Origin of the sequence: Rhodohalobacter barkolensis, assembly GCF_002834295.1 — a bacterium.
In the GTDB taxonomy this organism is placed as follows: Bacteria; Bacteroidota; Rhodothermia; order Balneolales; family Balneolaceae; genus Rhodohalobacter; species Rhodohalobacter barkolensis.
Genome location: NZ_PISP01000001.1, coordinates 1,566,766 through 1,591,782, shown reverse-complemented (window position 1 = coordinate 1,591,782; position 25,017 = coordinate 1,566,766). Strand labels below are relative to the sequence as shown.

General features: G+C 41.6%; 26 protein-coding genes. 18 read left to right on the top strand and 8 right to left on the bottom strand.

Annotation, left to right across the window (positions count from 1 at the left end; genetic code table 11):
* Positions 1–30: 30 nt before the first annotated feature.
* Genes CWD77_RS06695 through CWD77_RS06660 form a run of 8 tightly spaced genes read right to left on the bottom strand, consistent with a single transcriptional unit; the run spans position 31 to position 4,006 of the window.
* Positions 31–1,512: a complex I subunit 5 family protein gene (locus tag CWD77_RS06695; RefSeq protein WP_101072622.1), complete on the bottom strand. Its 1,482-nt coding sequence runs from the start codon at positions 1,510–1,512 to the stop codon at positions 31–33.
* Positions 1,509–1,877, bottom strand: coding sequence for a cation:proton antiporter subunit C (locus CWD77_RS06690; protein WP_101072620.1), 369 nt, complete (start codon positions 1,875–1,877; stop codon positions 1,509–1,511). Before CWD77_RS06690 ends, CWD77_RS06695 begins: the two co-directional genes overlap by 4 nt.
* Positions 1,870–2,310 (bottom strand): MnhB domain-containing protein, encoded by a 441-nt coding sequence (locus CWD77_RS06685; protein ID WP_101072618.1) that lies wholly within the window; start codon positions 2,308–2,310, stop codon positions 1,870–1,872. The genes CWD77_RS06690 and CWD77_RS06685 overlap by 8 nt, the downstream gene beginning before the upstream one ends.
* Positions 2,307–2,609, bottom strand: a complete 303-nt coding sequence (gene mbhE, locus CWD77_RS06680; protein WP_101072616.1) for a hydrogen gas-evolving membrane-bound hydrogenase subunit E — start codon at positions 2,607–2,609, stop codon at positions 2,307–2,309. Before mbhE ends, CWD77_RS06685 begins: the two co-directional genes overlap by 4 nt.
* Positions 2,606–2,851, bottom strand: a complete 246-nt coding sequence (locus CWD77_RS06675) for a Na(+)/H(+) antiporter subunit B (RefSeq protein ID WP_101072613.1) — start codon at positions 2,849–2,851, stop codon at positions 2,606–2,608. The genes mbhE and CWD77_RS06675 overlap by 4 nt, the downstream gene beginning before the upstream one ends.
* Positions 2,848–3,177: a monovalent cation/H(+) antiporter subunit G gene (gene mnhG, locus CWD77_RS06670; RefSeq protein ID WP_101072611.1), complete on the bottom strand. Its 330-nt coding sequence runs from the start codon at positions 3,175–3,177 to the stop codon at positions 2,848–2,850. Before mnhG ends, CWD77_RS06675 begins: the two co-directional genes overlap by 4 nt.
* Positions 3,170–3,445, bottom strand: a complete 276-nt coding sequence (locus CWD77_RS06665; protein WP_101072609.1) for an MrpF/PhaF family protein — start codon at positions 3,443–3,445, stop codon at positions 3,170–3,172. The genes mnhG and CWD77_RS06665 overlap by 8 nt, the downstream gene beginning before the upstream one ends.
* Entirely contained in the window at positions 3,446–4,006 is a 561-nt protein-coding gene (locus tag CWD77_RS06660) for a Na+/H+ antiporter subunit E (protein ID WP_101072607.1), read from the bottom strand.
* Between the two features lie 318 nt (positions 4,007–4,324).
* Here CWD77_RS06660 and nuoL point away from each other — a divergent pair, with 318 nt between their 5' ends.
* From nuoL to folE2, 18 genes are all read left to right on the top strand, one after another.
* Complete coding sequence (gene nuoL / locus CWD77_RS06655) at positions 4,325–6,343, top strand: NADH-quinone oxidoreductase subunit L (protein ID WP_101072605.1); 2,019 nt, start codon at positions 4,325–4,327, stop codon at positions 6,341–6,343.
* A gap of 23 nt (positions 6,344–6,366) precedes the next feature.
* Positions 6,367–7,986 (top strand): complex I subunit 4 family protein, encoded by a 1,620-nt coding sequence (locus CWD77_RS06650; RefSeq protein WP_101072603.1) that lies wholly within the window; start codon positions 6,367–6,369, stop codon positions 7,984–7,986.
* Positions 7,987–7,990: 4 nt separating this feature from the next.
* A complete protein-coding gene (locus CWD77_RS06645) occupies positions 7,991–8,281 on the top strand; it encodes a 4a-hydroxytetrahydrobiopterin dehydratase (protein ID WP_101072601.1) in 291 nt (96 codons plus the stop codon).
* Position 8,282: 1 nt separating this feature from the next.
* A complete protein-coding gene (locus tag CWD77_RS06640; RefSeq protein ID WP_101072599.1) occupies positions 8,283–9,722 on the top strand; it encodes an NADH-quinone oxidoreductase subunit N in 1,440 nt (479 codons plus the stop codon).
* Between the two features lie 209 nt (positions 9,723–9,931).
* Positions 9,932–10,318, top strand: coding sequence for a 30S ribosomal protein S6 (gene rpsF / locus CWD77_RS06635; RefSeq protein WP_101072597.1), 387 nt, complete (start codon positions 9,932–9,934; stop codon positions 10,316–10,318).
* Between the two features lie 23 nt (positions 10,319–10,341).
* Complete coding sequence (gene rpsR, locus CWD77_RS06630) at positions 10,342–10,593, top strand: 30S ribosomal protein S18 (protein ID WP_101072595.1); 252 nt, start codon at positions 10,342–10,344, stop codon at positions 10,591–10,593.
* Positions 10,594–10,610: 17 nt separating this feature from the next.
* Positions 10,611–11,057, top strand: coding sequence for a 50S ribosomal protein L9 (gene rplI, locus CWD77_RS06625; RefSeq protein WP_101072593.1), 447 nt, complete (start codon positions 10,611–10,613; stop codon positions 11,055–11,057).
* A 44-nt stretch (positions 11,058–11,101) separates the two neighbouring features.
* On the top strand, positions 11,102–13,009 hold the full coding sequence (locus CWD77_RS06620; RefSeq protein WP_101072591.1) for a protein-disulfide reductase DsbD family protein: 1,908 nt from the start codon (positions 11,102–11,104) through the stop codon (positions 13,007–13,009).
* A 298-nt stretch (positions 13,010–13,307) separates the two neighbouring features.
* Positions 13,308–14,021, top strand: a complete 714-nt coding sequence (locus tag CWD77_RS06615) for a MotA/TolQ/ExbB proton channel family protein (protein WP_101072589.1) — start codon at positions 13,308–13,310, stop codon at positions 14,019–14,021.
* Between the two features lie 39 nt (positions 14,022–14,060).
* Positions 14,061–14,330, top strand: coding sequence for a hypothetical protein (locus CWD77_RS06610; protein WP_101072587.1), 270 nt, complete (start codon positions 14,061–14,063; stop codon positions 14,328–14,330).
* 4 nt (positions 14,331–14,334) lie between these two features.
* A complete protein-coding gene (locus tag CWD77_RS06605) occupies positions 14,335–14,877 on the top strand; it encodes an ExbD/TolR family protein (protein WP_101072585.1) in 543 nt (180 codons plus the stop codon).
* Between the two features lie 5 nt (positions 14,878–14,882).
* A complete protein-coding gene (locus CWD77_RS06600) occupies positions 14,883–15,329 on the top strand; it encodes an ExbD/TolR family protein (protein WP_101072583.1) in 447 nt (148 codons plus the stop codon).
* Positions 15,330–15,405: 76 nt separating this feature from the next.
* Complete coding sequence (gene thiL / locus CWD77_RS06595; RefSeq protein WP_101072581.1) at positions 15,406–16,437, top strand: thiamine-phosphate kinase; 1,032 nt, start codon at positions 15,406–15,408, stop codon at positions 16,435–16,437.
* A 130-nt stretch (positions 16,438–16,567) separates the two neighbouring features.
* A complete protein-coding gene (ftsH, locus tag CWD77_RS06590) occupies positions 16,568–18,667 on the top strand; it encodes an ATP-dependent zinc metalloprotease FtsH (protein ID WP_101072579.1) in 2,100 nt (699 codons plus the stop codon).
* Positions 18,668–18,859: 192 nt separating this feature from the next.
* The gene (locus tag CWD77_RS06585; protein WP_101072577.1) at positions 18,860–20,341 is read left to right on the top strand and encodes a hypothetical protein; all 1,482 of its coding nucleotides are present in this window, start codon (positions 18,860–18,862) and stop codon (positions 20,339–20,341) included.
* 145 nt (positions 20,342–20,486) lie between these two features.
* Positions 20,487–23,402, top strand: a complete 2,916-nt coding sequence (locus CWD77_RS06580) for a TonB-dependent receptor (RefSeq protein WP_101072575.1) — start codon at positions 20,487–20,489, stop codon at positions 23,400–23,402.
* Positions 23,403–23,576: 174 nt separating this feature from the next.
* Positions 23,577–24,008 carry a 6-pyruvoyl trahydropterin synthase family protein gene (locus CWD77_RS06575; RefSeq protein ID WP_206017958.1) on the top strand — a complete coding sequence of 144 codons (432 nt, stop codon included), beginning with the start codon at positions 23,577–23,579 and terminating at the stop codon, positions 24,006–24,008.
* Positions 24,009–24,030: 22 nt separating this feature from the next.
* Entirely contained in the window at positions 24,031–24,930 is a 900-nt protein-coding gene (gene folE2, locus CWD77_RS06570; RefSeq protein ID WP_101072571.1) for a GTP cyclohydrolase FolE2, read from the top strand.
* The last annotated feature ends 87 nt before the right edge of the window (positions 24,931–25,017 follow it).

The following is a 25,017-nucleotide window of genomic DNA, read 5'->3' as shown; positions in this document are numbered from 1 at the left end:
ATTCAATAGTTATATGATTCTGCTCAAATTCTACATCGGGAAAATATCAAACAGAACGGCGACAATAGCCGCATTTGCAAATCCAATGACAAAAAGTGCAATGGCTAGAACCGATGTAGGAATCAGCATACTTGCCGAAACCTCATCTTTTTTAGCATCTGTTGCTTCTTTCTGATCTTTCTTCGGATTCATCATGTAAACTTTCTCAAGAATTCGGAAGAAATAAACCGCATTTAACAGTGAACTCACAAGAATTACGGTTAAAAAGAGCCAGTTCTCATTGTCAATAGTTCCAAGTGCTAGATACCATTTGCTGAAGAAGCCGGCCAATGGCGGCAATCCAACCATGGAGATGGCGGCAACACTAAATGAAGCCATCGTCCAGGGATATTTTTTTCTGTAGCTGTCGTCAAATTTGCTGATGTCTGAATGGCCTTCTTTCATTCTCAAATTTCCTGCAACCAGAAAAAGACAAGCTTTCATCACAGCATGGTTTAAAACGTGAAGCAACGCTCCTGCAAAACCCAGTGGATTGGCCAAACTTAGCCCCATGATAATATATCCGATTTGGGAAACACTGCTGTAAGCCAGCATGCGCTTCATTTCAGTTTGTGCAATAGCCATGATAGAACCGTAGAGTATTCCAATAGCTGCCAGAACACCAATAACAGTAGTGATAGGGGCAACGGCGTCGGTTAACTCTACACCAAATAGATAGAAAACAATTCTAAACAGAATATATGCGGCTACTTTTGTCCCGATTGGAGCAATGAGTGCCGTGGAACTGGATGAAGCAAAGGTATAGGAGTCGGGCAGCCATCCGTGAAGTGGGAAAAGTGCCGCTTTTACGCCTATACCGACAACCATAAATACCAAAGCAGCAACTACAGAGGTATCTGTAGCAAAGCTTGGCAGCATGGCCGCCATATCAATAATATTTAATGTACCGGTTACCGTGTAGAGAAAACCTACTCCCAACAGATATAAAGTACCTCCTGCTGTTCCGATGATCAGATATCGAAAAGCGGCAAAGGGTGCCGGGCGTGATCCGATAGCGATTAAACCGTAACTGGCCAGTGACGAAATCTCAAGAAATACATAAAGGTTGAAGAGGTCGCCGGTGAGGATCATTCCATTAAACCCGAGTAGAGCCAGCATGGCCAGTGCAAAGTAGGGCATCTCTTTACCGGGATACTCCGTCCGGGCAACATGTCGCGAATGAATTAAAACAAAAAATGCAACGGTATTGATAACCAGGATGAAAAATCCGGATAACCCATCGTAGACAAATTCAATACCAACGGGTGGTTCCCAGCCACCAAAGAAGTAGCGGATACTCCCGGTTTGCAGATACGATAAAAAACCGTAGAGAGACAGGACGGAAGCGATACCCGATCCTACAACCGCAAGTGGTTGTGAAGTGGAGGGTTTCCACAGCCCGAATGCCGGAATCAGAATGGCAAATAGTACAAATGTAAGAGCAATTAGTGCCGGTAGATGCGACTCAATCATTGAATTTCTTCTAACAGTTCCTGTTCGTCAAGGGTCCCGTATCGGTTGTAAATGGCCATCAGCAGAGTAAAGGCGACCCCGAGTGTAGCAACTCCTACCACAATAGCGGTCAGCATTAAAGTGTGCGGCAGCGGATTCAAATAGTTGGCAACCTGCTCAACAGGTATGTTTGAATCTCTGACCGGAACTGTGGCATCCCATTTTGATGCAATTGAAACAAAATAGAGAACAACAGAGACCTGAAAGATGGCCAGCCCGATTGTTTTTTTAACCAAGTTCTTTTTAAAAAGTATTCCGTAAAGGCCAACACACATCAGAATAACAACAAACCAATAGGCATAGTGACCCAGAAAAAAATCAAGCATAATCTTCTCCTTTTACCATATTATCATAAATCATCACAAGGATAGCCATCACTGCGAGCCCTATTCCCACCTCGATGATAAGAATACCCCAATAGCGCATGTAAGCAGGTTCCATAGTCAGGAATGGGAGTTGTTCATAATCCAGAAAATATCCACCTGTTGCCATAGCAGCCAAACCGGTAAGGAAATAGATGATAACTCCAGTTACCGCCAGTGGAGTAGTGGCAAATTCCTGAATTTGAAGTCGGGATACGCGCCTTCCGCCTGAAAGCCGTATTAAAAGTATAGATGCGGCCAGAAGAGTTCCTCCCTGGAATCCGCCGCCGGGACTGTAGTGCCCGAAAAAGATCACATAGAGTCCAAATAACATGATATATGGACTCAGCAATCTGGAACCGAGCAGAATGATCGGGCTTTCCTCTTGTCGTCTCATGTCAGCCTCCTGCGGTTTCGAAGAATCAAAATCGTAATTAGTCCGGCCGTAAAGACTACAACCTGTTCACCAAACGTATCCACACTTCTGTAGTCGCCAAGAATAACAGTTACGATATTGGGAGTTTTTGCATCGTTATAGGCTTCCTGAATTACATAGCTGCCCACTACTTTAGTTCCGGTAATACTCTCCTCGGCATGCATCAGGTTGTCCGGATCTCCGCGGTAAGGCAGGTCACTGGCTGCGTAAATCATAACAGACGCAAATAAAATCAGTATGATGATTTTTAGTGCTTTCAATCTTTTGAATGTCTTGTGGTTTGATGGATTACTACAACATATAGAATACCGGATACACCGGCGCCGATTACAGCCTCTGTGAATCCTACATCAATGGCCCCCATGGTTACAAACAGTAGCGCCATCAAAAAACTGAATACGGTGGTCATGACAACAGCGACCAGCAGATCTTTAGATTCCAGTGCAACAATAGCAGACAGCAGAAGGAAAATGTAGATAACCAGTTCTAATTCCCAAATCATGATGAGGGCCCTCCTTTTTTATCGTCGTGAAGGAGAGGTCTGATCCCTTTCTTGAGGGCGGCACGGGCCAGGGCATGAGTTCCAATAGGGTTGGAAAGTGCAATAAACAAAACGATCAAAAAGAGTTTGCCGCTGCTGAGCGTAAATCCTTCGTAGATGATCAAACCAATGATCACGAAAAACACACCAAGAGTATCACTTTTACTGACAGCGTGGGTTCGGGAGTAAAAATCCGGCAGTCTCAAGATGCCGATGCTCCCCATCAACATGAAAATAATGCCGGTTGTTACAAACAGAATGCTAAAGATTGATTGTATTTCAAGCATTTCGCCGTGTTTTTGGAGATGTAATGTATTTTGCAATTGCCAGTACTCCGATGAAGCCGAGAATAGCATAGGCCAGGGTGATATCTATAAACATGTCAATGCGTCCAAACAAAAAACCGATCAGGCATATCAAAACGATCGTTTTTGTGGCAATGGCATTGGTGGCCAGCAATCGGTCAAAAAGCGTCGGTCCTTTCACTACCCGGATAAGCGGAACAGCGATAATGATGGTAAGAACCACAGCGCTATAGAGAAAAAATTGATCCATTTAGGTATGTATATATTCTTTGGTCGTGATTTTAACATCACTGATTACAGGACGCTCCTCTTTTTGAAAAAGCTTAAGAACTTCCCTGGGCATTTCATCCGAAATTATTCCCTTATAAGATGAATCATCAAGAGCATGAACAAGAAAATAATCTCCCTCAATATCTACAGTTAGTGTTCCGGGAGTGAGAGTAATGGAGTTACCCAATATCATTTTGGCATGTGAGCTCGGCAGGTCAACTTTAAAACGCACAATACTCAATTTAGTGGGTAACTTGGGGCTGAAAATCACTTTAACTACATGAAAACCGGCCACTACAATCTGGTAAATCATCCAGAAAAAATAGTAAACAGCTCTGAAGTATCGGAGTTCTTTCAGGTCGTTCATGTCGTCACTGAAAAAACGGTGCACTTTAAGTTTGTGGTTGATTGCCATTACACCGGCTACCGAGAGAACCCCCATGGTTAAATGAACGGCATCAAAAAAACCACTCATCACAACCCAAAACAGCATGAGCGAGATAAAAGAGAGCGATAAACTGTAGAGCGAAAGCTTATTCATTAGTTAGCATGAATTTGATGACGTCTTGGATTTAAGCCTATAAACTATCAAAAAGGTGATATTAACCGCAATAAAAATCGGACGGTTTAGGATTTGTTTACAAATTTCAAAAAAGTGAAGATTGATTATAGCCTTCACTAAAATGTTTCTTAAATTTAGAACCTGAAATTAAAAAGTTATTTAATGGGGATCTTTAGTTTTCCTCTTCCGGAGGTTTAACTTGGGGCAGATTTTTGTATCTTTGCCACCTAAAACAAGGCTGCAAAAAATGCAGTTTCACATTCATTAAATGCGCAACATTATAATTAACCTGTTTGAATGGAATCACCTACAGCGCTTGTAAGTCTTATTGTTGGTTTACCGCTTCTCGGTTTTTTAATAAACGGGATTCTGGGCCTTTCATCAGATTCATACCGGAATAAGAAGAGCATCATAGGGGCTCTATCTAATTTTGCAGTCTTTATTCCGTTTCTAATCTCTCTCTACTTTTTCATAAACTTTAATCCTGAGGCAGGGGCTATCCAGGCTAAGTTATTTACCTGGATAGAAGCCGGAAGTTTTAGCGTGGATATTGCCTATCAGATCGATCAGCTCTCACTGATTATGATGTTGGTTGTAACCGGTGTGGGTTCTCTGATCCACTTTTATTCTATAGGATACATGGCGCACGATCCTGGGTTCTGGAAGTTTTTTGCTTTCCTGAACCTGTTTATCTTTGCTATGCTGAATCTGGTTATGGCCGATAACCTGCTGCTTCTTTTCCTCGGCTGGGAGGGAGTAGGACTCTGTTCTTATCTGCTGATTGGTTTCTGGTATACAGATATGGCAAAATCTGATGCCGCTAAGAAAGCTTTCTTATATAACAGAGTTGGTGATTTTGCTTTTCTGATTGCTATTTTTGCCATTTTTGAAGCTGTTGGCAGTTTAAAATTTGACGTTATCCTGGCCAACCTGGATGCATTTTCAGCCAGCTGGACATTCTGGGTGCCGTTCCTGATGTTTATCGGGGCAACCGGTAAAAGTGCTCAGATTCCACTCTTCGTGTGGCTGCCGGATGCGATGGCAGGTCCAACCTCTGTGTCTGCACTTATTCACGCAGCTACAATGGTAACTTCAGGGATCTATCTGATTACACGACTTTCACCAATGTATGTGATGAGTCCGGAGGTAATGATGATTATTGCAGTGACTGGTGCACTTACAGCTATTGTGGCGGCAACAATTGCCATCACACAAAATGACATTAAAGGGGTTCTGGCTTACTCAACCGTATCGCAACTCGGTTTTATGTTCCTGGCTCTTGGTTCAGGTGCATTTACGGCCGCTCTTTTTCATGTCGTTACACATGCCTTCTTTAAAGCCTGTCTCTTCCTGGGTTCAGGATCAGTCATTCATACAATGGATCATGTGAAGCATAAATTGCACGATGCCGGAAAACACGTGGATTTTGATCCGCAGGATATTCGGTTTATGGGTGGTCTCAGAAAGTTTATGCCTTCTACATATAAAACATTTTTAATTGCTACGGTTGCCATAGCCGGTATCCCTCCACTGGCAGGGTTTTTCTCTAAAGATGAAATTGTAATGCACGCTTTTAACATGGGTTTTGGTGAATTTGCCGGCGCCATGTACTTCATTTTGTGGGGTGTGGCAACCATTACGGCTTTCCTTACTGCTTTTTACATGTTCCGTTTAACACTAACCACATTTCACGGTTCATTTAAACTCCCTCAAAAAGTTCAGGGAGCTGAAGGTGCTGAGGAGTATCTGCATGAAAGTCCTTCTACAATGACGATTCCGCTCTGGGCGCTTGCAGGACTTTCAATCGTAGGTGGATTTATCGGTATTCCGAATTTCATATCGAAAACATTTGGCGGTGATGGGCATATCAACTGGCTGCACGACTGGATGCTGCCAATTGCTGCAGATATCCCGTTAACACTTTCAATTGCTGCAGAATGGGTATTAATGATCTTTGCCATCGTAGTTGCGGTTGGTTCTGTGTTCCTCGCATTTAAGATGTATGGAAACGATCAGCAAGAGGAATCGGACGCAAAAATTGCAAATCGATTCGGTTCACTTTATCAAATCTGGAAACAGAAATACAATCTGGATGAAGCTTACGAAGGCGTGATTGTTCACCCTACTGTTCGCTTTTCAGAGAAGGTATTGGCTGTATTTGATATGAAGGTTGTAGACGGTGTAGTGAATGCAGTAGCCGGAGTTGTGAGGCTTACGGGGAGCTTGATCCGATATATACAAACAGGAATTACAACCAATTATGCACTCTTCCTGATGTTGGGTGTGATTTTGGTTCTTTCAATGATACTCTTTTAAAAGTTTTTGAAGAATAGTTAGATATGGAGATCCTACTAAATTTTACGATCTATCTGCCGCTCCTGGGTATTGCGGCTATACTGCTGATGAAAAATGATACAGCGGTGAAGTGGAGCAGTTTAATTGTTACAACTGCTACATTTTTTCTTTCACTTCCGCTACTGTTTAATTTTAATGTGGATGCCTCCGCTACTCCTCAATATTTAACAGAAGGCGCTGCTATTTTTGCAGGTATGGATGTTAAATACCTGGTTGGCCTGGACGGACTGAGTTTGTTGCTGTTTATGCTGACCACGTTAATGGGGCCGATCGTTATTCTTTCGTCATGGAACTCGGTTTCCAAGAGTTTGAAAGGTTACTATTCGATGTTGCTTCTGCTTCAGACTGCATCATTGGGCGTGTTTGCAGCACTTGACCTGGTCGTATTTTACGTCTTTTTTGAGCTTTCCTTAATTCCAATGTACTTCTTAATTGGTATCTGGGGTGGAAGTGATAAAATCCGGGCAACTATTAAGTTTTTCATTTATACGCTGGTAGGATCTTTGATCATGCTTGTTGCACTTCTCTACCTCGGTTATCATGCAGGGGCAGCGATGGGCGGTGTAGATTTTACGGCCGACTGGAGGTTTATATCCAGTCCGGAGTATACCATCGGACTGGTTGAGCAAACCTGGTTATTCCTGGCTTTTGCACTTGCTTTCTGTATTAAAGTGCCGCTATTCCCATTTCATACCTGGTTACCTTATGCTCACACAGAAGCACCCACAGCGGGTTCAGTTGTGTTGGCGGCGATTATGTTGAAAATGGGTACTTACGGTTTGATTCGTGTTGTCCTTCCGGCTTTTCCTAATGCGTTTATGGAGTTCGCACCTTACATGGCAATACTAGCTGTCATTGGAATTATCTATGGTGCGCTGGTTGCGATGGTTCAAAAGGATGTGAAGAAATTGGTTGCGTACTCATCTGTGAGTCACATGGGTTTTGTAGTTCTGGGTATTTTTGCCTTGAACGATATAGCCATGCAGGGCGCGATTATTCAGATGATTAATCACGGATTGGCTACAGGAGCGCTATTCCTTATCGTTGGAATGATTTATGATCGTCGACACACAAGAATGATTTCCGACTATGGCGGTATTGCCAAAGTAGTTCCTGTATTTGCTGTTATGTTTATGATTGCAACGTTGGCTTCGATCGGTCTTCCGGGTTTAAATGGATTTATTGGTGAGTTTTTAATTTTGAACGGATCATTCAGTTCAGAACTCTACGCGAATAAAACCTTTGCAATACTTGGCGCCACCGGTGTGATCTTGGCAGCTGTATACATGCTATGGATGTTCCAGCGTGTGCTGTTTGGTCCTATTACCAATGAAGAGAATGAAAAGCTCACAGATTTGAACATGCGGGAAATCGGATTGCTGATTCCCTTGGTACTTTTTATGGTATGGATTGGAATCCGTCCGATTGATTTTACTCAATACTCTGAAGGGTGGGTTGAAACCTATATCACCTCATCAGAAGAAAAAAGTGTTGCCGTTCTGGATCAGGCTGATATGAACGAGCTGCCAAATTGGACAGCAAAAATTTATAGTGTAGAAGAGCACCAGATGGAATCTCAATTTTTTGTAAATAAAACGGACTAATATTATGAAGCCTCTCACAACAGAAGAAGTCGAGTCGCAATTAAAAGAGTTAGATAATTGGAATTTTGAGGATAATCAGATCAAGAAAGATTTCAGTTTTGATAATTTTAAAGAGGCCCTCGCTTTTATGGTGAAGGTAGGCTTTGAGGCTGAAGATCTGGGGCACCATCCAAATTGGAGTAACGTCTATAATTCTGTATCAATCAAGCTGAATACTCACGATGCAGACAACAAGGTAACTAAGAAAGATATTCAACTCGCTAAGGCGATAGATAAGATTTACAAAAATAACTGAAATGAACTATTTGCACGATATACAATCCTTCTTGCCGGGTATAGTAGTAGCCGTAACAGGATTGGCAGCTATTTTAATTACCGTATTTAGAAAAGGAACCGGGTCAGTTTATTACGTATCAATAGTTGGTTTGGCAGTTGCCTTGGTACTTGCTATTCAATCACTATTTGGTGAAGCAGGTACGGCATTTTCAGGAATGATTGTTTACGGCGGACCGGCAGCGTTTGGTACTGTGGTTGTTCTTATTGGTGCATTTTTATCGCTGATTTTATCCAGAGACTATCTGCGCGACATTCATCTTGAATCGGGTGAAGTTTATGGAATGATGCTTTTTGCAACTACCGGTATGGCAGGGCTTGCTGTTTCAAATGATCTGATCAGCCTGTTTGTAAGTCTTGAAACAATGTCTATCAGTCTTTATGTACTTGCCGGACTTTGGTATTCAAGAAAAACAGGCGCCGAAGCTTCCCTGAAATATTTCCTTTTGGGTGCATTTTCGACCGGATTTTTACTTTATGGTATAGCACTGATTTATGGAGCAACAGGTCATACTAACTTGATTGAAATTGCTGCTGCGGCTGACGCAACAGTAATGTTTACGGCGGGTGTTGCATTACTTTTTGTTGGGCTCTTTTTCAAAATATCAGCAGTGCCTTTCCATATGTGGACGCCGGACGTGTACCAGGGAACTCCTACCACTCTTACCGGTTTCATGGCTACTGCCGGTAAAGCAGCGGCGTTCGTTGCATTTATTTTAGTGCTGACACAAATGCTCTCAGGTTCTGAAACGGGAGAGTGGAGTCACGTTATTCAAGTGATTGCAATACTAACCATGATCGTGGGTAACCTGATTGCATTAGCACAGGATAATGTGAAAAGAATGCTTGCATACTCAAGTATTGCCCACGCCGGTTATTTGATGGTAGGTCTTGCTGCCGGTACAGCCGCGGGTTACAGCGGTGTTCTTTATTATCTGTTTGCCTATACCTTAATGAATATTGGTGCCTTTGGTGTAATTGCATATTACGAAAAAAACAAAGCTCTCGACTTCACTGAAATTGACAGTTATGCAGGGTTAGGTTTTAAAGTTCCTGTAATGGGAGTCATGTTATCCATCTTCCTGTTTTCACTGGCCGGTATTCCTCCATTTGTAGGCTTTATTGGTAAGTATTATGTATTTGCAGCAGCAGTTCAGGCAGACTTGATTGCTCTTGCAGTAATTGGTGTGTTGGCAAGTGCCGCAAGTGTGTATTACTACCTGAGGGTGATGGTATTCATGTATTTCAAAGATGCACACAGGGAGTACAGTTTAAAATCACCGGGAACGCTGTTTAAGCTGGTGTTAATTTTACTCGCCGTTCTCACTATCTATTATGGTGTAGAACCTGTGCTTCCAACTTCAGGATTGTTTGAATTGCTTTCCTCATTCAGCTACGTATAAAAAGATTTTTCAATAGCATTAAGTATCTAAAAGGCGCTTTTTGAGCGCCTTTTTTAGTTGTCAGAGAAAACAGAAAGACCGGTTTAATACGGTTTTCTTTGATTGTAGATCTCAATTTCAATGCTTATCTTTACAGGCTCTGTTGTCGGCGTAACGTACGACGACTGTTTTCACAAACAGAAAACAACCAAAGAAAACATATATATAGAATGAAAAAAGATTTTTATGAAATGACTTACATTCTGAATCCCGTTCTCGATGATGAGAAGTTTTCAGAACTCGTAAGTTATGTGAACAAACTGATTGAAGACAATGGCGGCGAAGTCGCTGAAGTTGACGAATGGGGAGTTCGCAAACTCGCCTACGATATTGACAAGAAAAGTACCGGTTACTATGTGAACTTGTACTTTAATGCTCCCGCTGATGCGATTGGTGTGGTTGAACGCAATATGAGAATCAATGATGATATTCTGAGATACCTCACATTGAAGTACGACCCTAAAATGACTCGTTACTACGAACTCAGAAAGAAAGGGGACCTTCCCGTTGTTTTTGATGAAGTAGATGAAGAAAATGATGAAAACGACGACGATTAAATCAAGAAATATAGGTTAAGATTATGATTAACAATCCTTCGCATCCGAAAAAAGGACACCTGAAAAGTAAAGAGTGCAAGTTTACGAAAGCCGGTGTTGAGTATATAGACTATAAGCAGACCGATTTATTGGAACGCTTCATGAACGATCAGGGTAAAATTCTGCCCAGACGAGTAACTGGAACCAGTGCCAAGCACCAAAGAATGCTCTCAAGAGCAGTTAAAAGAGCTAGATTTTTGGCTCTTATTCCATATGTAACCGAAAACATGCGATAAGACACAGATATTTGATTATGAAGCTTATTTTAAAAGAAGACGTAGAAAAATTAGGTTCTGCCGGTGATCTTGTTGACGTGAAGCCCGGTTTTGGACGAAATTATTTGATCCCACAGGGCAAAGCTGTTTTGGCAACTCAGGGAGCAATCAGGCAGTATGAGCACTTGAAACGTGAAGCAGCATTAAGAGCTGAACTTTCAGTTGAAGCGGCCAAAGAATTGTCGCAACAACTCGAAACAACCTCCGTTACTATTCCTGTAACTGTTGGTGAAGATGATAAAATTCACGGAACGGTTACTAATATTCAGGTTGCAGAAGCCCTTGAGGAAAGAGGTATTTTGGTAGACAGACGTAATATTACGCTCGATCAGGATATTAAATCACTTGGCGAATACACAGCCACAGTAAATGTTCTTGGAGACCTGAAACCTCAAGTTAAGGTTTGGGTTGTAAAAGAAGACTAAAAAACCACTTTCTAAGAGTTTAAACTCTTTAATAATATTCAATAATGAATAAAATTGGATTTTTGATGGGGATCGTCTTAATGGCGTTATCCCCATTTTTTGTATATGGACAGTTATTAGATCCTGTAGACTACAAGATTGTTGATTCACCTGATTCGGTAGCTGCCGGTGAGATATTCACAGTAACAGTAGAAGCAGCAATAGAAGGTGAATGGCACCTCTATTCTATACTGAATGATCCGGACGCAGGTCCATATCCGACAAAGTTTTCCTCAGGCAGCAATCAAATGGCTGTTGCGGGTGATGTTGAAGAGAGTGAAGCGGTAATCGCCTTTGATCCAAATTTTAATACAGAACTTGGCTGGCATTCAAAACAGGCAGAGTTTACCATTCCGGTCGCTTTTCGATCGGAGTTACAGGGTGAACAGCTTATCAGCCTGGAGGTGCTTTATCAGGTTTGTGATGATGTGTCCTGCCTTCCTCCTAAAACAAAAGAGATAGAAACGAGTATTATACTGGATGGGGTTTCTGAAACGCCCTATGAGGATTTTGAAGAAGTTACTGAAGAAGAGGTGGAATTTGAGTTAACCAGTTCTGCGGGTGTACCGCTCGATGATATTTGGACATATATCTGGTTGGCTCTCACAGCAGGATTGGCAGCTTTGTTAACCCCTTGCGTATTTCCATTAATACCACTTACAGTTTCCTATTTTTCCAATCAGGGAGGAGAAAAGAAAAAGACAAATTGGGGTCAGGCTCTAATTTTTGGGCTCTCCATTATCCTTATTTTTACAGGTTTGGGTGCTATACTTTCCGTGATTTTAGGAGTGAGTGGGGTGAGTCAGTTTGCCTCCAACCCATGGGTGAATCTGTTCATAGGTGTGCTCTTTATTTTCTTTGGCGTAAGTCTGCTTGGTTTATTTGAGTTGCGACTTCCTTATCAACTTACGAACTGGCTGAATCGTAAAAGTAATGAAGCCGGGGGGATTACCGGAACCCTCTTTATGGGATTCACGATTAGTGCGGTCTCATTTTCATGTACGGCTCCATTTGTGGGCGCCATACTTGCGGCTACAGCAGGAGGGGAGTGGTTCTATCCCATTGTAGGCATGCTTGCATTTTCGACAGCCTTTGCGGCGCCATTCGTACTGCTGGCTCTCTTTCCCCGTTACCTGGAGTCTCTGCCCAAAAGTGGCTCCTGGATGAATGTTGTCAAAGTGATTTTAGGTTTTGTAATTCTGGCAGCATCAATAAAGTTTTTAGCAAACGCCGATATTATTTTTGAATGGGGTGTTATAACGCGTCCGCTCGGAATTGCCGCCTGGATTACTTTCTTTTTCCTGGCCGGGTTATACATTCTTGGATTTTTTGCTCTTCATGGAGAGGAGAAACCCAAATCCATTACAACAGGCAGATTGCTGCTGGCTATGCCGTTTCTACTTTTCAGTTTTTACCTGATACCGGGATTAATGGGGGCCTCGCTTGGAATCTGGGATGCATGGTTGCCCGCAGCTAAGTCTACAGATGTCAGTGTTGTTCGCTCCATCAGCGCCGCAGGTGGAAGCAGTGCCGTTGAATCGGAGTGGTCTGATAACTACGACGCATCTGTAGAAACGGCAATCGCAGATAATGTTCCAATCTTTGTTGATTTTACCGGTTACACGTGCACAAATTGCAGGGCGATGGAAGCCACTGTATTTCCACTAGACAACATTCAGGAAAAGTTTTCACAAATGGAGAAGGTTAAACTGTATACGGATGGGGGAAATAGTGCAGAAGAAAACCAGCAATTTCAATTTGATTTAACCGGAACACTCGCTCTTCCTACATATGCAATAGTAGATCCTCACTCCGGAAAAGTGCTGGATCAGCTCATTGGATTTACCCGAGCTCAGGATTTTGAAGAGTTTTTGAGCCGTGGAATTGAGCGGTATCAACAATTACGCTCCTGATCTGTAAAAAATTTGTTAAATAAATTTTTGAAATAAGACCATTTCCCCTTCATAAACGAATTTTTACAAAAAAAACGGCTCATTTAAGCATTTTGAAAAATAATTAAGGAATCTGTTTGGTAGTTAGGGATATGATCTAATATATTCCACGATACGAACATTAAAACATTGTCAATGGCAGATTTTTAATATTTTCTGTTTATTAAATTAAAAATCTGACTTTGACATTGAAGTGCAAATGATCTATCATTTTCCTTCAAATTTAGCTCTTAACCAAAACTTAACGCGGAGTAATAGTATGACTTCATCTTTAGCTCTCATTTTTCTTCAAGCTGGAGCTGATGCTGGCTTTTTTAACGTAATCGTCGAAAAATTTAATGAAGGTGGTGAATTCATGTGGCCTGTTCTGATAGCCCTGATTCTTGGATTGGCTATCTTTTTAGAGCGCATCATCACACTCAACTTAGCTGACATTAACACCAGAAAATTTATCCTTGAAGTGCAGGAAGCATTACAAGAAGGCGGTATCCCTGCGGCTCAGGAACTTTGTGCCCAGACACGCGGTCCTGTTGCATCAGTATTTCAGGCTGGATTAATGCGTGCTGATGAAGGTATCGAAGCAGCAGAAAAAGCCATTACAACTTACGGTTCTATTGAAATGAGCTTCCTTGAAAGAGGACTTGTTTGGCTTTCACTCTTCATTTCAATTGCACCACTCCTCGGATTCCTTGGAACGGTTGTTGGTATGATTGAGGCGTTCGATGCTATTGAAGCTGCAGCTGATATTTCACCAAGTCTTGTAGCACGTGGTATTAAAATTGCGCTTTTGACAACAGCTGGTGGTCTTCTTGCGGGTATTATTCTTCAAATCGGTTACAACTACTGTGTATCCAAAATTGACAGAATTATCTCAGATATGGAAGAAGGATCTATTACATTGATCGATTCAATTGTTCTGTTGAAAGAAGGAAAACAAATTGTTCCTGAAAACACCGACACAGACGAAGCCTAAGAACTAACTTAAACCCAAATCCAATCTAAGGAAATTATTATGATTGAAAATTTAGCAATAGGGTTAGTCTTAGGCCTGATCGGTATAGGAGTTCTTGGTATACTTGTTTCCGGAATCAAAAATGTGGTTAACGGAAAATCAGATATCAAACGCGTAGGTGCAATGGGAGTTCCCGTTGTAGTATTCGTAATCTCTTATGCTACCTTAGGTTCAGCTAACCAGGCGGGCGTTGCCACTATGATGTTTATGATAGTAGCAATGATACTCGGCATTGTCGTAACAGGAACACGCGGAACATTTAAATTTTAAATGTATGCTTAAGAAAAAGCGAGATAAGGAAAGTGGAGAAATTGATGGGTCGTCCCTGGCGGATATTGCCTTTCTTTTGCTGATCTTCTTTCTTGTTGTAACTACTATTGATGTTGATACAGGTATCGGTTTGGTATTACCACCCATACCTGACGACATTGAACCCCCGCCGGTAAGGGAGCGTAACTTGCTCAACATTCTGGTGAACGCTCAAGGAATGATTCTTATTGACGATGAACCGGCTTCACTCAACAACGTTAGAGATCGTATCAAAACTTTTGTTGATAATAATGGAGCTGATCCTAATCTGTCTGAATCTCCTGATGATGCAATCGTATCGATTAAAACTGACAGGCGCACACCCTATAATATTTACATCGACATGCTTGATGAAGTTATGGGTGCGTATGCAGAACTCAGACATCAGGCCTCGATGGATCGGTTTGGAGTGCCTTTTACTTCACTCGAGCAGAACAGCGAGCAATATGATGAGATAAGGGATATGTATCCTAAGAAAATATCAATCGCAGAACCTGATGAGGGGTAGGAAGTATGGCACATTTTAAAAAGAAACAAGCCGGTACAAAGCAAAGTATTCCGACATCTGCGATGCCTGATGTTGTATTCATGCTTCTTATTTTCTTTATGGTTACAACCGTATTGAGGGAAGTTGAACTTCAGGTACAGGTGAATTATGCGGATGCTGAAAACATCGAAAAGATTGAGCAAAAACGTTTGGTTAGTTACATCTATATCGGACCTGAAAGATTATCAGGGAATAGATTGGGTGAAACTAAAGTTCAGATTGATGACTCACTAATCGATGACATGGGTTCTATCAGAAATATCATGTATGATAAATTGATGGAAGAACCACGCTTGATTGTATCACTTCGGGTTGATGAAGACTCAGAATTTGGTACTATCACCGATGTACAGCAGGAGCTTCGTCATGCAGGAACGTTGAGGATTAATTACTCTACACGACGAGAGATTTAATTAAACTGTACAATTAATTATTACAAAAGGCATTTGTCCCTAATCAGGGATAACTGCCTTTTTTTATTTGTAAACTATGGCAAAGAAAGAATTTCAACAGATACAAGATATCGGTTTTAAATCACTTATTGAGTCCTTTAAAAAATATACAGGATTCAAAAGAGATAATATTTTAAAGGGGATAGGAGATGACGCCTCTGTATCCATGCAAAGTGACGGTAAAGTTTCTTGTACCAGTTCAGAGGTTTTTGTTGAAGGAGTCCATTTTGACCTTACCTATACTCCATTCCAGCACTTGGGATATAAGCTTGTAACAGCTGCGGTAAGCGATATTTTGGCTATGAATGCAGAACCCGAACAGATACTGATTGATATAGCGATTCCCAATAAATATTCAGTTCAAATGATTGAACAGCTCTATAAGGGAATAGATGCTGCCGCACACGACTATAAAGTGCAAGTGACAGGAGGAGATACTACGGCATCACACCAATTTTTAGCAGCCTCTGTTGTTTGTATAGGTGTTGCAGAGAAAGATGATATCATCTATCGAAAAGGAGCCAAAGAGGGAGACATCATTTGTGTTACAGGTGAACTGGGAAGTGCATTAGCCGGACTCAGAATACTATTAAGAGAAAAAAGAGCGTGGCAGGATAATCCTGAGCAACAATTCAAGCCGGATCTGCAACCTTATGAGCATGTAGTGCAAAGGCAGTTAATACCCAAAGCCAGAATTGATCTTTTTAATGCTCTTAAAGATTCTGAAGTTAAACCACACTGTTTGATAGACCTTACACAAGGTCTGGTAGCCGACCTCAGCGATGTTTTGAAACAGTCGGGTGTGGGTGCTGAGATCTACTCTCCGGCAGTTCCAATCAGTTTGGAAGCAAGAAATGTTGCAGACGAAATGAATGAGGATGTAGACAAGTACGCTTTCTACGGAGGTGAAGATTTTGAAATGTTATTTACGTTACCGGAGCCTTTGGTTGAAAAATTTAAAGCAGAATTTGATGATTTTATTGTAATAGGCAGAATTACTGAGGCAGAGAAGCAGTTAACAGTAAATACCGGAGAGGAACACAACTATCAAATTGAAATAGAGTCATAAGTATGAAACGCCTCTGCCAAACGTTGTCTCCAAGTACAGTATACAGACGGTTGATTGTGAAGTGTACTGCGTAATTTTATAGAAAAAGAGTTATATTTAGGGCTCTTTTAGTTTTACCAAATCTGATTTAATGGCAAAGAAAAACAATTTTAAAAAAGGTTCATCAGACTCCGATTCAAAAGATTCGAAGAAAGCTCCTAAGTTTCCAAACTGGATCTATATCGTTCTCTTTTTAGTCTTAATCGCATTTAATTTCTATTTCATCCCGGGAGAAAGTTCTGAGCGGATTAAATACAGTGAATTTCTTGAATACGTACAGAATGGCTATGTAGATGAAATTCTGATTACAAATGGTAGAAATATTCAGGGTGAGTATTCAGAAAAAGCTTTTGAAGAGGGGATTGCGGAACGCCCACAACCATCAGAGAACCGCTGGGATCGCTCTGAATCAGCCGGAGATAAGTTTACAACAACCATGCTGGAAGGGGATGATATCCGTGCAGAACTGGATGAATATGAAGTTGTTTACGATGTAAGAATTGAAGAGAGTTGGTTCAGCGGTATTTTGATCTGGTTGATTCCAATAGCTCTGATTATTGCATTCTGGGTATTTATTTTCAAAAGAATGAATCCCGGACAGCAGGTGCTGAATATCGGGAAAAATAAAGCGAGCCTTTATGATAAACAGACTGAAAGTAAAGTATCGTTTAAAGATGTAGCCGGACTGCAGGAAGCAAAAGCTGAAGTGGAAGAAGTCGTTGAGTTTTTGAGCAATCCGCAAAAATTTACAAATCTTGGAGGTACACTGCCCAAAGGTGTTCTGCTAGTTGGCCCTCCCGGAACCGGTAAAACATTACTGGCTAAAGCAACTGCAGGTGAAGCTGATGTGCCATTCTTTTCTCTAAGTGGATCCGATTTTGTAGAGATGTTTGTAGGTGTAGGTGCTGCCAGGGTTCGGGACCTTTTTAAGCAGGCTAAAGAGAAAGCACCATGTATAGTCTTTATTGATGAAATTGATTCCATCGGCCGAACACGGGGTCGAGGAATGCAGATGAGTTCAAATGATGAGCGTGAAAATACATTGAACCAGCTGCTTAGTGAAATGGACGGTTTTAATAGTGATAAAGGTGTGATCATTATGGCGGCTACAAACCGGCCGGATATTCTGGACTCGGCTCTGTTGAGACCGGGACGATTTGACCGTCAAATCATGATCGATAAGCCGGATCTGAATGGAAGAATGCAAATACTTGACGTTCACTCTAAAAAACTTAAGCTTTCCGATCAAATTGATCTGAAAGTATTGGCATCTCAAACACCTGGTTTTGCCGGAGCGGATCTTGCTAATCTATGTAATGAAGCTGCTTTGATGGCTGCCAGAAGAGACAAGAAACAGGTTGAAATGATCGACTTCCAGGACGCAATTGAGCGAGTTGTGGCCGGATTGGAAAAGAAGAATAAACTGATTAGCAAGGACGAGCGTAAAATTGTAGCCTATCACGAAGCGGGTCATGCCATTGTAGGTTGGTTTCTTGAGCATACCGATCCTGTTCTTAAAGTAAGCATCGTTCCACGCGGATTTGCTGCACTCGGCTATACACTTCAAACTCCTCTCGAGGATCGTTTTTTAATGACTACTGAGGAACTTGAAGATAAAATATGTGCTCTTCTTGGAGGCCGTGTTGCCGAAGAATTAGTATTTGGTAAAATATCGACCGGGGCTCAGAATGATCTTGAGCGCATTACCAACATGGCATTTGCTATGGTTGCGGAGTACGGTATGAGTGAGGAGCTTGGATATATTTCTCTTAAGGATTCCAATAGTCCGAATGACAGCTATGGCTTCAATAAAAAATATTCTGAAAATACAGCTCAGAAGATCGATGGTGCCATCCGAAACATCATTCAGAAGAACTACCAGAGAACAGTGGATCTGCTTAACAAGCATAAAGACAAACTGGAAGAGATGGCAGAAACCCTGCTCGACAAAGAGGTTTTAAATCATGTCGATTTAAGAGACATGCTGGGTGACCGACCGAGTGGTAATTATCCTGAGGGAATATTTGATCACGAAGATTCTAAAAGGGCTGCTACAAACGGTTCTGCTTCGAATGATGAAGATCAAGAGGAAGGTTTGGATGACAAGAGTGATGAAAAGAAGAAAGGCAGTGCATCAGAAGAACCGGAACTTTCTGATGACAATACGGATAAAGATAAGGATGCGTCTTAGAACGTTTACTTCTTATCAATAGAAATTTCAGGCTATTCATTGCGAGTAGCCTGTTTTATTTTAAGTTATTATTAAGCAGATTCCACTTCTTATTATTTTGATAACATATCAGTAACGAGTTCATAATGTAGCAGGGATAAGTTGTAACTGTTGAAACAAACAGAAACAAAAAAACAACTTCTTCCAAATATTATGGATATCAAATTTTTACTAAAACCACTTCTTATTGCATCTCTTGCAATGGGATTATTCGTTTCATGCAGTGATGATGATAACCCGGTAGGTCCTGAACCTGAGCCGGAACCTGAACCTGAAGAACAACACCCTTATGCTGATGATATCGTCGAAAACGGCGTAATTTTGTCTGAGCCGATTGAAGGCGACCGTACACTTAGCGCTGATTCCGTTTACTACATCGACGGTTATATTTTCGTAGAAAGTGGAACATTGGAGATTGAGCCAGGAACGGTAATCATGGCGTTTGAGGAACCTTCTGAAGTTGCTGAAGGAAACGAATCCTCACTAATTATTACCCGGGATGCACAAATCGACGCTGAGGGTACTCCCGAGGAACCAATTATCTTTACCTCAGAGTTGGATGAGGAGCCATTTGGTGAGTCAATTATACTGAACCAGAACAATTCTAAACTCTGGGCCGGTTTGATTGTACTTGGCAAGGCACCGATTGATTCTGAAGGTGCTGACGAAGTTCAGATAGAAGGTATCCCGGATGGGGAAGCCAGAGCACTATATGGCGGTGACGATCCGGAACACAGCTCGGGTATTTTGAAATATGTGTCTATTCGATTCTCAGGTGCCGAGATCGGACCGGGTGATGAGATTCAGGGATTGACTCTTGGCGGTGTAGGCAGAGGAACAACGATTGAATATATCGACATCTTTGTCTCGGCTGATGATGGTATTGAGATATTCGGCGGTACTGTAGATATCCGAAATATTTCGGTTGCATTTGCAGAAGATGATTCCTTTGATTTCGACCTCGGATGGTCGGGAACTGGGCAGTATATGTTTGCAATTCAGGGCGGTAACGGAGCCGACCACGGCGGTGAATGGGATGGTGCGAAACCAGACAATAATTCATCTTACTCTACTGCTCGTCTATATAATGCTACATTTATTGGACAAGGGCTTAACAGCACAGAACGAAGTGAAGACGCACCTGCAGTAATGATGCGGGACGGTTCAGCCTACTCATTGTACAACTCAATTGTGACAGATTTCAACGGCCTAGGAATTCAGGTTGAGGATAAAGATGAGTCGGAAGATTCCTATGACAAAACAATCAATAATGTAAACGGCGATGACGCTTCCATTGCAGGTAATATCTGGTATACAGGCAACGCTTCAAGTATTGAAACCATGATTAGTGTTACCGGTGAAAGTTCCAGAGATGCCGACGGTTCACTGACTGCAGCATGGCTTAATGATCGGGACAATGTTTTTGAAGATCCTGAACTGGGTGGTATTTGCCGAATTCAAGGATGCGGTGTGTTGGACCCACTTCCTGCGTCTACTTCAGTAAATTCGATTGCTGCTAACGTTGCAGACTCAAATGTAGATCAGACAACTTATGTGGGTGCTTTTGAGCCCGGCCAGACTACCTGGATTTCAGGCTGGACTACCCTTGCGCGATACGGATATCTTGCTGACTAATCTTCAAGAGATCAAAGATAAAAAAGGGGAGCTGATGAGGCTCCCCTTTTTTTGTTTACACAAGCTTAACAAACAAGTAACGCTGAGGAAGCATTTGACGGTTAATTTTACCTACAATTAAAACCAACCATTATTTGATAACTCAATGAAATACTTTTTCTCAATAATAATCAGCCTGCTGTTAGCCGTACCAGCACTGGCTCAAGAAGGAACATTAACCGGGGTTGTTGTTGACGAGCAGACCGGAGAAGAGATGATCGGAGTGAATGTTTTTATTCCCAGCACCTCGGGTGGGGGCGTAACAGATGTAAATGGGAAGTACAATATTCGTTTAACCCCCGGTACCTACACTGTTGAATTTTCATACATCACCCATCAGAAAAAAATTGTGGAAGATGTTGAAGTACGAGAGGGTGAGGTAACGCAGCTCGATATTACCATGTCTCAATCAAATCAGGAACTGGATGAAGTAGTAGTTTCAGCCAGAAGAATAGACAATAATGAAGTTTCGCTGCTTCGGTTACAAAAACGATCACTTCCGGTTCAGGATGGGATATCATCAGAAGAAATTAGCAGAATAGGATTTAGTAATTCGGCTGAATCAATGCGACAGGTAACCGGAGCCTCTGTGGAAGGAGGAAAATTTATTGTAATGCGCGGATTGGGAGACCGCTATAGTATTTCAAGCATGGATGGCATTGTGCTGCCAACTACAAATCCCTACAGAAACAGCGCAAGTTTAGACCTCATACCATCCAGTATGGTGGATAACATCGTTGTGAAAAAAACATTCTCACCTGATCTTCCCGGTAATTTTACAGGCGGTGCCGTTGATATTACGACCAAGTCGCTACCGGACCGATATTACCTCAGACTAAGCTCATCGGTGAGTTTTAACGATCAAACTACCTTTAACGAGAATTTTTTAGGTGATCCGATCAATAATAGTTTAAGCAGATTGGGCTTTGATGATGGTTCAAGAAAGAAAAAATCTGATTGGTCTGATAATGAATATTTAAATAGACTGAACCTGTATTTGATACAAATTCAGAATAATCAGATGAGTGATCAGGATATATCGGCTTTCAATTCAACAATGCAATCTTTTTCTGACAGGCCTTTCAATGTACAGCAGGAGACACCGGGTTTGGATCATAGTCTGAATGTTTCTTTTGGTAATCGTCACTATTTCGGGGAAACACAAATTGGGTATAATGTTGGAATCAATTACAGTAAATCATTTTCTCAATACGATGAACGTGAGATCAACAATTACACGGCACGAATACCGGATGGAAATAGCAGCCGTATGCAGGATTTTCAACTCAACAACGGCAGTGAAAGCATAGATGAGATAAATAATGGCTTGATAGGGTCAACCACTCTGCAGTTTAATGAAAAAAATGAGATCACATTTACCACCATCTATAACAATAATGCGACGGAATCTGTATTGGATATGCGGAACGGTGCCTACCCGGGAGCGTTGTCATCCGGCACGTATAACAACCGGGTAATTTCATTTGTACAGCGAGAACTGTTTAATAATCAACTGAAGGGTCGCCATAACGTTAACAATCTGGAAGTTCGATGGTCAGGTAACTATGTGAAATCGAGTCAGTACGAGCCCAATACGCGATTTATCGGTTCTCCGGTAGACGAACAGGGACAGTACTTCTTTGTTCGGGAAGTTCAGCTGCCATTCCATTTTTTCAGAGATTTGAATGACACACAGTACAATGGAAAACTGGACCTTGAATATAAATTTTCAAATAAGTTTAGTGTAAAATCAGGGGGATTCTTCACTAAGAAAGATCGCAATTTCAACGAATTTCGCTTTCAGCTGGAGAACAATGGAACAGATCCCTCAAGCCCAAACTTTTTAAGTTACCGTGAAGCATCGGGAGATTTTGTTAACTATTTTTCTCGAAATAATACCGGTATATTGGGTAGAGACGAAAATGGTGATCTCATTCTTGGATTAACTTATCGCGACCAAACCCGCCCGGAAAATAGCTATGAAGGTTCGGAACAAGTTACAGCGGGTTACCTGATGGGCGTTTGGGATATCACAGATAAACTAAAAGTATTTGGTGGAGCACGTATTGAACATACAGACTTTTCAATCACTCCGGGTTCCAGGGGAGAGTCTGTAACTGAAGGTGGTATTAATGAAGTGGATATTTTACCATCCATGAATGTCATCTATGCTCTCAATGAAGAATCGAACCTGAGGTTTAGCGGAAGCCAGACACTTGCAAGGCCAAATATGAGAGAGCTTGCCCCGTTTGCTTCTTTTGACCTGCTGGGTGGATTTCCGGTAGTTGGTAATCCTGATATTGATCGAACCAATGTGATTAATCTGGATATGCGGTACGAAATTTTTCCAAATGCCGGAGAAATGCTTGCTGTGAGTGCATTTTACAAAGACTTTACCAATCCAATTGTAAGGGAGTTAGACGTTGCATCCGATCAGCCACAGTATCAATTTGTGAATACAAACAATGGCCGACTTTTCGGGTTTGAAATGGAGTTCAGAAAAGAGTTGGGTTTTATTGCTGATGCTCTGAACAACTTCAAGTTCTCAACAAACTTTACATATACCAATTCAAGAGTAGATTTGGGTGAGAGCGAGTTGGAAACACGACGCAATCTGGACCCGTCTATTAAGTCATTCAGGCCATTTCCATTTCAGTCGCCTTATCTGGTTAATATGATGCTGATGTACGAAAATAGTCAGACCGGTTGGGATGCGGCACTCTATGCAAATTTTGCCGGTGCAAGACTTGCTGCAAATGGCTCCGGGGCAGCACCTGATATCTATGAAGTGAATGGCAAGTTAAATGAAGAAGGCAGGCTCTCGAGTTCACGCCCGATGCCGGATATGAGTTTCAGAGTTCAAAAAAGCTTCTTGAACAGAATGTCTGCTTCACTGAGTGTGAGTAATTTATTAGACTACAGTGTGGTTCAGTATCAGGAGGATGCCGGAACCTATTTCACCAATAGTGCTTTGAATCCGGGCAGAACATTTAAGCTCAGTTTTACCTACCGAATTAACTAAGCCAACTCTCTTTTCAAGCTGAATTCTTACGGAAAGGCTCACTCGAATGATTTCGATTGGGCCTTTTTTTATTGGGTTCGTTGTTCAGTCATTTTATAAATTTGTGATCGGGAACCGTAATCAATCATGCGGTGTTCTACAGGTGTAAAATAAAAATGACCAAACCCCATAGCTTTGATTTTTGTAACAAGAAAGGCGCATTTTAACGCTTCTCACAGATTACATAACCCCGGTAAGTCTGACGAATGGAATCAGAAAACTTTTGGGAAATGTAATAACCCCAACTGGCACGGACATAACTATGTTCTGGAAGTTACTGTGGCAGGTGAACCTGACCCCGAAACAGGTTACGTCATAGATTTAGGAAAGCTAAAATCAATCATTCAAGAACGAATTCTTGATCCATGTGATCATAAAAATCTGAATATTGAGGTTCCTTTCTTAGATAATATTATCCCAACATCAGAAAATCTGGTTAAAGCATTTTTTGATGAACTGGAGCATGACGTGACAGACGCAGCCTATGGAAAATCGAAGCTTTATTCTGTAAAGCTGTTCGAGACTGAACGAAATATTGCAGAATATTGTCCTTATCGGGCAGTTTAAAAATTTTGAAACAGATTGAATTATGATTTCAACAAACCTAAAGAGATTCTACGACCCAACATTTGTGGTAACCGATCAGTACAAAGAGAGTTTGCCCGATTTACAAAATGGACCGGCTTCATTGATAGAAGGTGCAAATGTACCTATTCAACAAGTTGGTATTTCTAACTTCAAGCTACCGTTAAAATATCCAACTCCTTCGGGTGATGTTATTACACTTGAAACATCCGTGGATGGTTATGTAGGACTTGATGCCGGAAAGAAAGGCATTAACATGAGCCGGATCATGAGAACGTTTTATAAGTTTAAGGATGAAATTTTTCATCCTGACAAGCTGAGAGATATTTTAGAGCAGTATCAGGAAGATCTGGAATCCCGTTCCGCATTCCTGAAACTATCATTTAGCTATCCGATGATTCAGGAAAGCCTCCGATCGGGTATGAGTGGATATCAGTACTACAATGTAGCCATTGAAGGTAAGCTGGATGAACAGGGCAAATTTACACGCTTTGTTCATATTGATTTTGAATACAGCAGCGCATGTCCCTGTTCATTTGAACTGGCAGAGCATGCCCGGGAAACCCGTGATGTTGCTACGATTCCTCATAGCCAGCGCAGTGTTGCCAATATCACCGTTCAGCTGAACAGCGAAATGATGATTGACGATTTGGTAATGGCTTGCCGTGAAGCTCTAAAAACTGAAACTCAGGTGATGGTTAAGCGAGAAGATGAACAGGCCTTCGCAGAGTTAAACGGAGCTTATCAGAAATTTGTAGAAGACGCAGCACGTCTTCTTTATGACGAACTAAATACAGACGAGCGAATCCGAGACTTTGTAGTTCGATGTGCTCACCTCGAAAGCTTACACAGCCACGATGCAGTGAGTAGAATTTGCAAAGGTGTGCCGAACGGATTGAGATAATCTGCCACCGGCTTCTCTGATATTCCCCATACAAAAAAGGCGACTAATTACTCAGTCGCCTTTTTTATTGAATTTTTCAGAGATAGA

Bases quoted from the DNA above. Each gene is read 5' to 3' on its own strand.
- CWD77_RS06695 (WP_101072622.1), bottom strand. From the start codon at position 1,512: ATGATTGAGTCGCATCTACCGGCACTAATTGCTCTTACATTTGTACTA.
- CWD77_RS06690 (WP_101072620.1), bottom strand. From the start codon at position 1,877: ATGCTTGATTTTTTTCTGGGTCACTATGCCTATTGGTTTGTTGTTATT.
- CWD77_RS06685 (WP_101072618.1), bottom strand. From the start codon at position 2,310: ATGAGACGACAAGAGGAAAGCCCGATCATTCTGCTCGGTTCCAGATTG.
- CWD77_RS06675 (WP_101072613.1), bottom strand. From the start codon at position 2,851: ATGATTTGGGAATTAGAACTGGTTATCTACATTTTCCTTCTGCTGTCT.
- mnhG (WP_101072611.1), bottom strand. From the start codon at position 3,177: ATGCTTGAAATACAATCAATCTTTAGCATTCTGTTTGTAACAACCGGC.
- CWD77_RS06665 (WP_101072609.1), bottom strand. From the start codon at position 3,445: ATGGATCAATTTTTTCTCTATAGCGCTGTGGTTCTTACCATCATTATC.
- CWD77_RS06660 (WP_101072607.1), bottom strand. From the start codon at position 4,006: ATGAATAAGCTTTCGCTCTACAGTTTATCGCTCTCTTTTATCTCGCTC.
- nuoL (WP_101072605.1), top strand. From the start codon at position 4,325: ATGGAATCACCTACAGCGCTTGTAAGTCTTATTGTTGGTTTACCGCTT.
- CWD77_RS06650 (WP_101072603.1), top strand. From the start codon at position 6,367: ATGGAGATCCTACTAAATTTTACGATCTATCTGCCGCTCCTGGGTATT.
- CWD77_RS06645 (WP_101072601.1), top strand. From the start codon at position 7,991: ATGAAGCCTCTCACAACAGAAGAAGTCGAGTCGCAATTAAAAGAGTTA.
- CWD77_RS06640 (WP_101072599.1), top strand. From the start codon at position 8,283: ATGAACTATTTGCACGATATACAATCCTTCTTGCCGGGTATAGTAGTA.
- rpsF (WP_101072597.1), top strand. From the start codon at position 9,932: ATGAAAAAAGATTTTTATGAAATGACTTACATTCTGAATCCCGTTCTC.
- rpsR (WP_101072595.1), top strand. From the start codon at position 10,342: ATGATTAACAATCCTTCGCATCCGAAAAAAGGACACCTGAAAAGTAAA.
- rplI (WP_101072593.1), top strand. From the start codon at position 10,611: ATGAAGCTTATTTTAAAAGAAGACGTAGAAAAATTAGGTTCTGCCGGT.
- CWD77_RS06620 (WP_101072591.1), top strand. From the start codon at position 11,102: ATGAATAAAATTGGATTTTTGATGGGGATCGTCTTAATGGCGTTATCC.
- CWD77_RS06615 (WP_101072589.1), top strand. From the start codon at position 13,308: ATGACTTCATCTTTAGCTCTCATTTTTCTTCAAGCTGGAGCTGATGCT.
- CWD77_RS06610 (WP_101072587.1), top strand. From the start codon at position 14,061: ATGATTGAAAATTTAGCAATAGGGTTAGTCTTAGGCCTGATCGGTATA.
- CWD77_RS06605 (WP_101072585.1), top strand. From the start codon at position 14,335: ATGCTTAAGAAAAAGCGAGATAAGGAAAGTGGAGAAATTGATGGGTCG.
- CWD77_RS06600 (WP_101072583.1), top strand. From the start codon at position 14,883: ATGGCACATTTTAAAAAGAAACAAGCCGGTACAAAGCAAAGTATTCCG.
- thiL (WP_101072581.1), top strand. From the start codon at position 15,406: ATGGCAAAGAAAGAATTTCAACAGATACAAGATATCGGTTTTAAATCA.
- ftsH (WP_101072579.1), top strand. From the start codon at position 16,568: ATGGCAAAGAAAAACAATTTTAAAAAAGGTTCATCAGACTCCGATTCA.
- CWD77_RS06585 (WP_101072577.1), top strand. From the start codon at position 18,860: ATGGATATCAAATTTTTACTAAAACCACTTCTTATTGCATCTCTTGCA.
- CWD77_RS06580 (WP_101072575.1), top strand. From the start codon at position 20,487: ATGAAATACTTTTTCTCAATAATAATCAGCCTGCTGTTAGCCGTACCA.
- folE2 (WP_101072571.1), top strand. From the start codon at position 24,031: ATGATTTCAACAAACCTAAAGAGATTCTACGACCCAACATTTGTGGTA.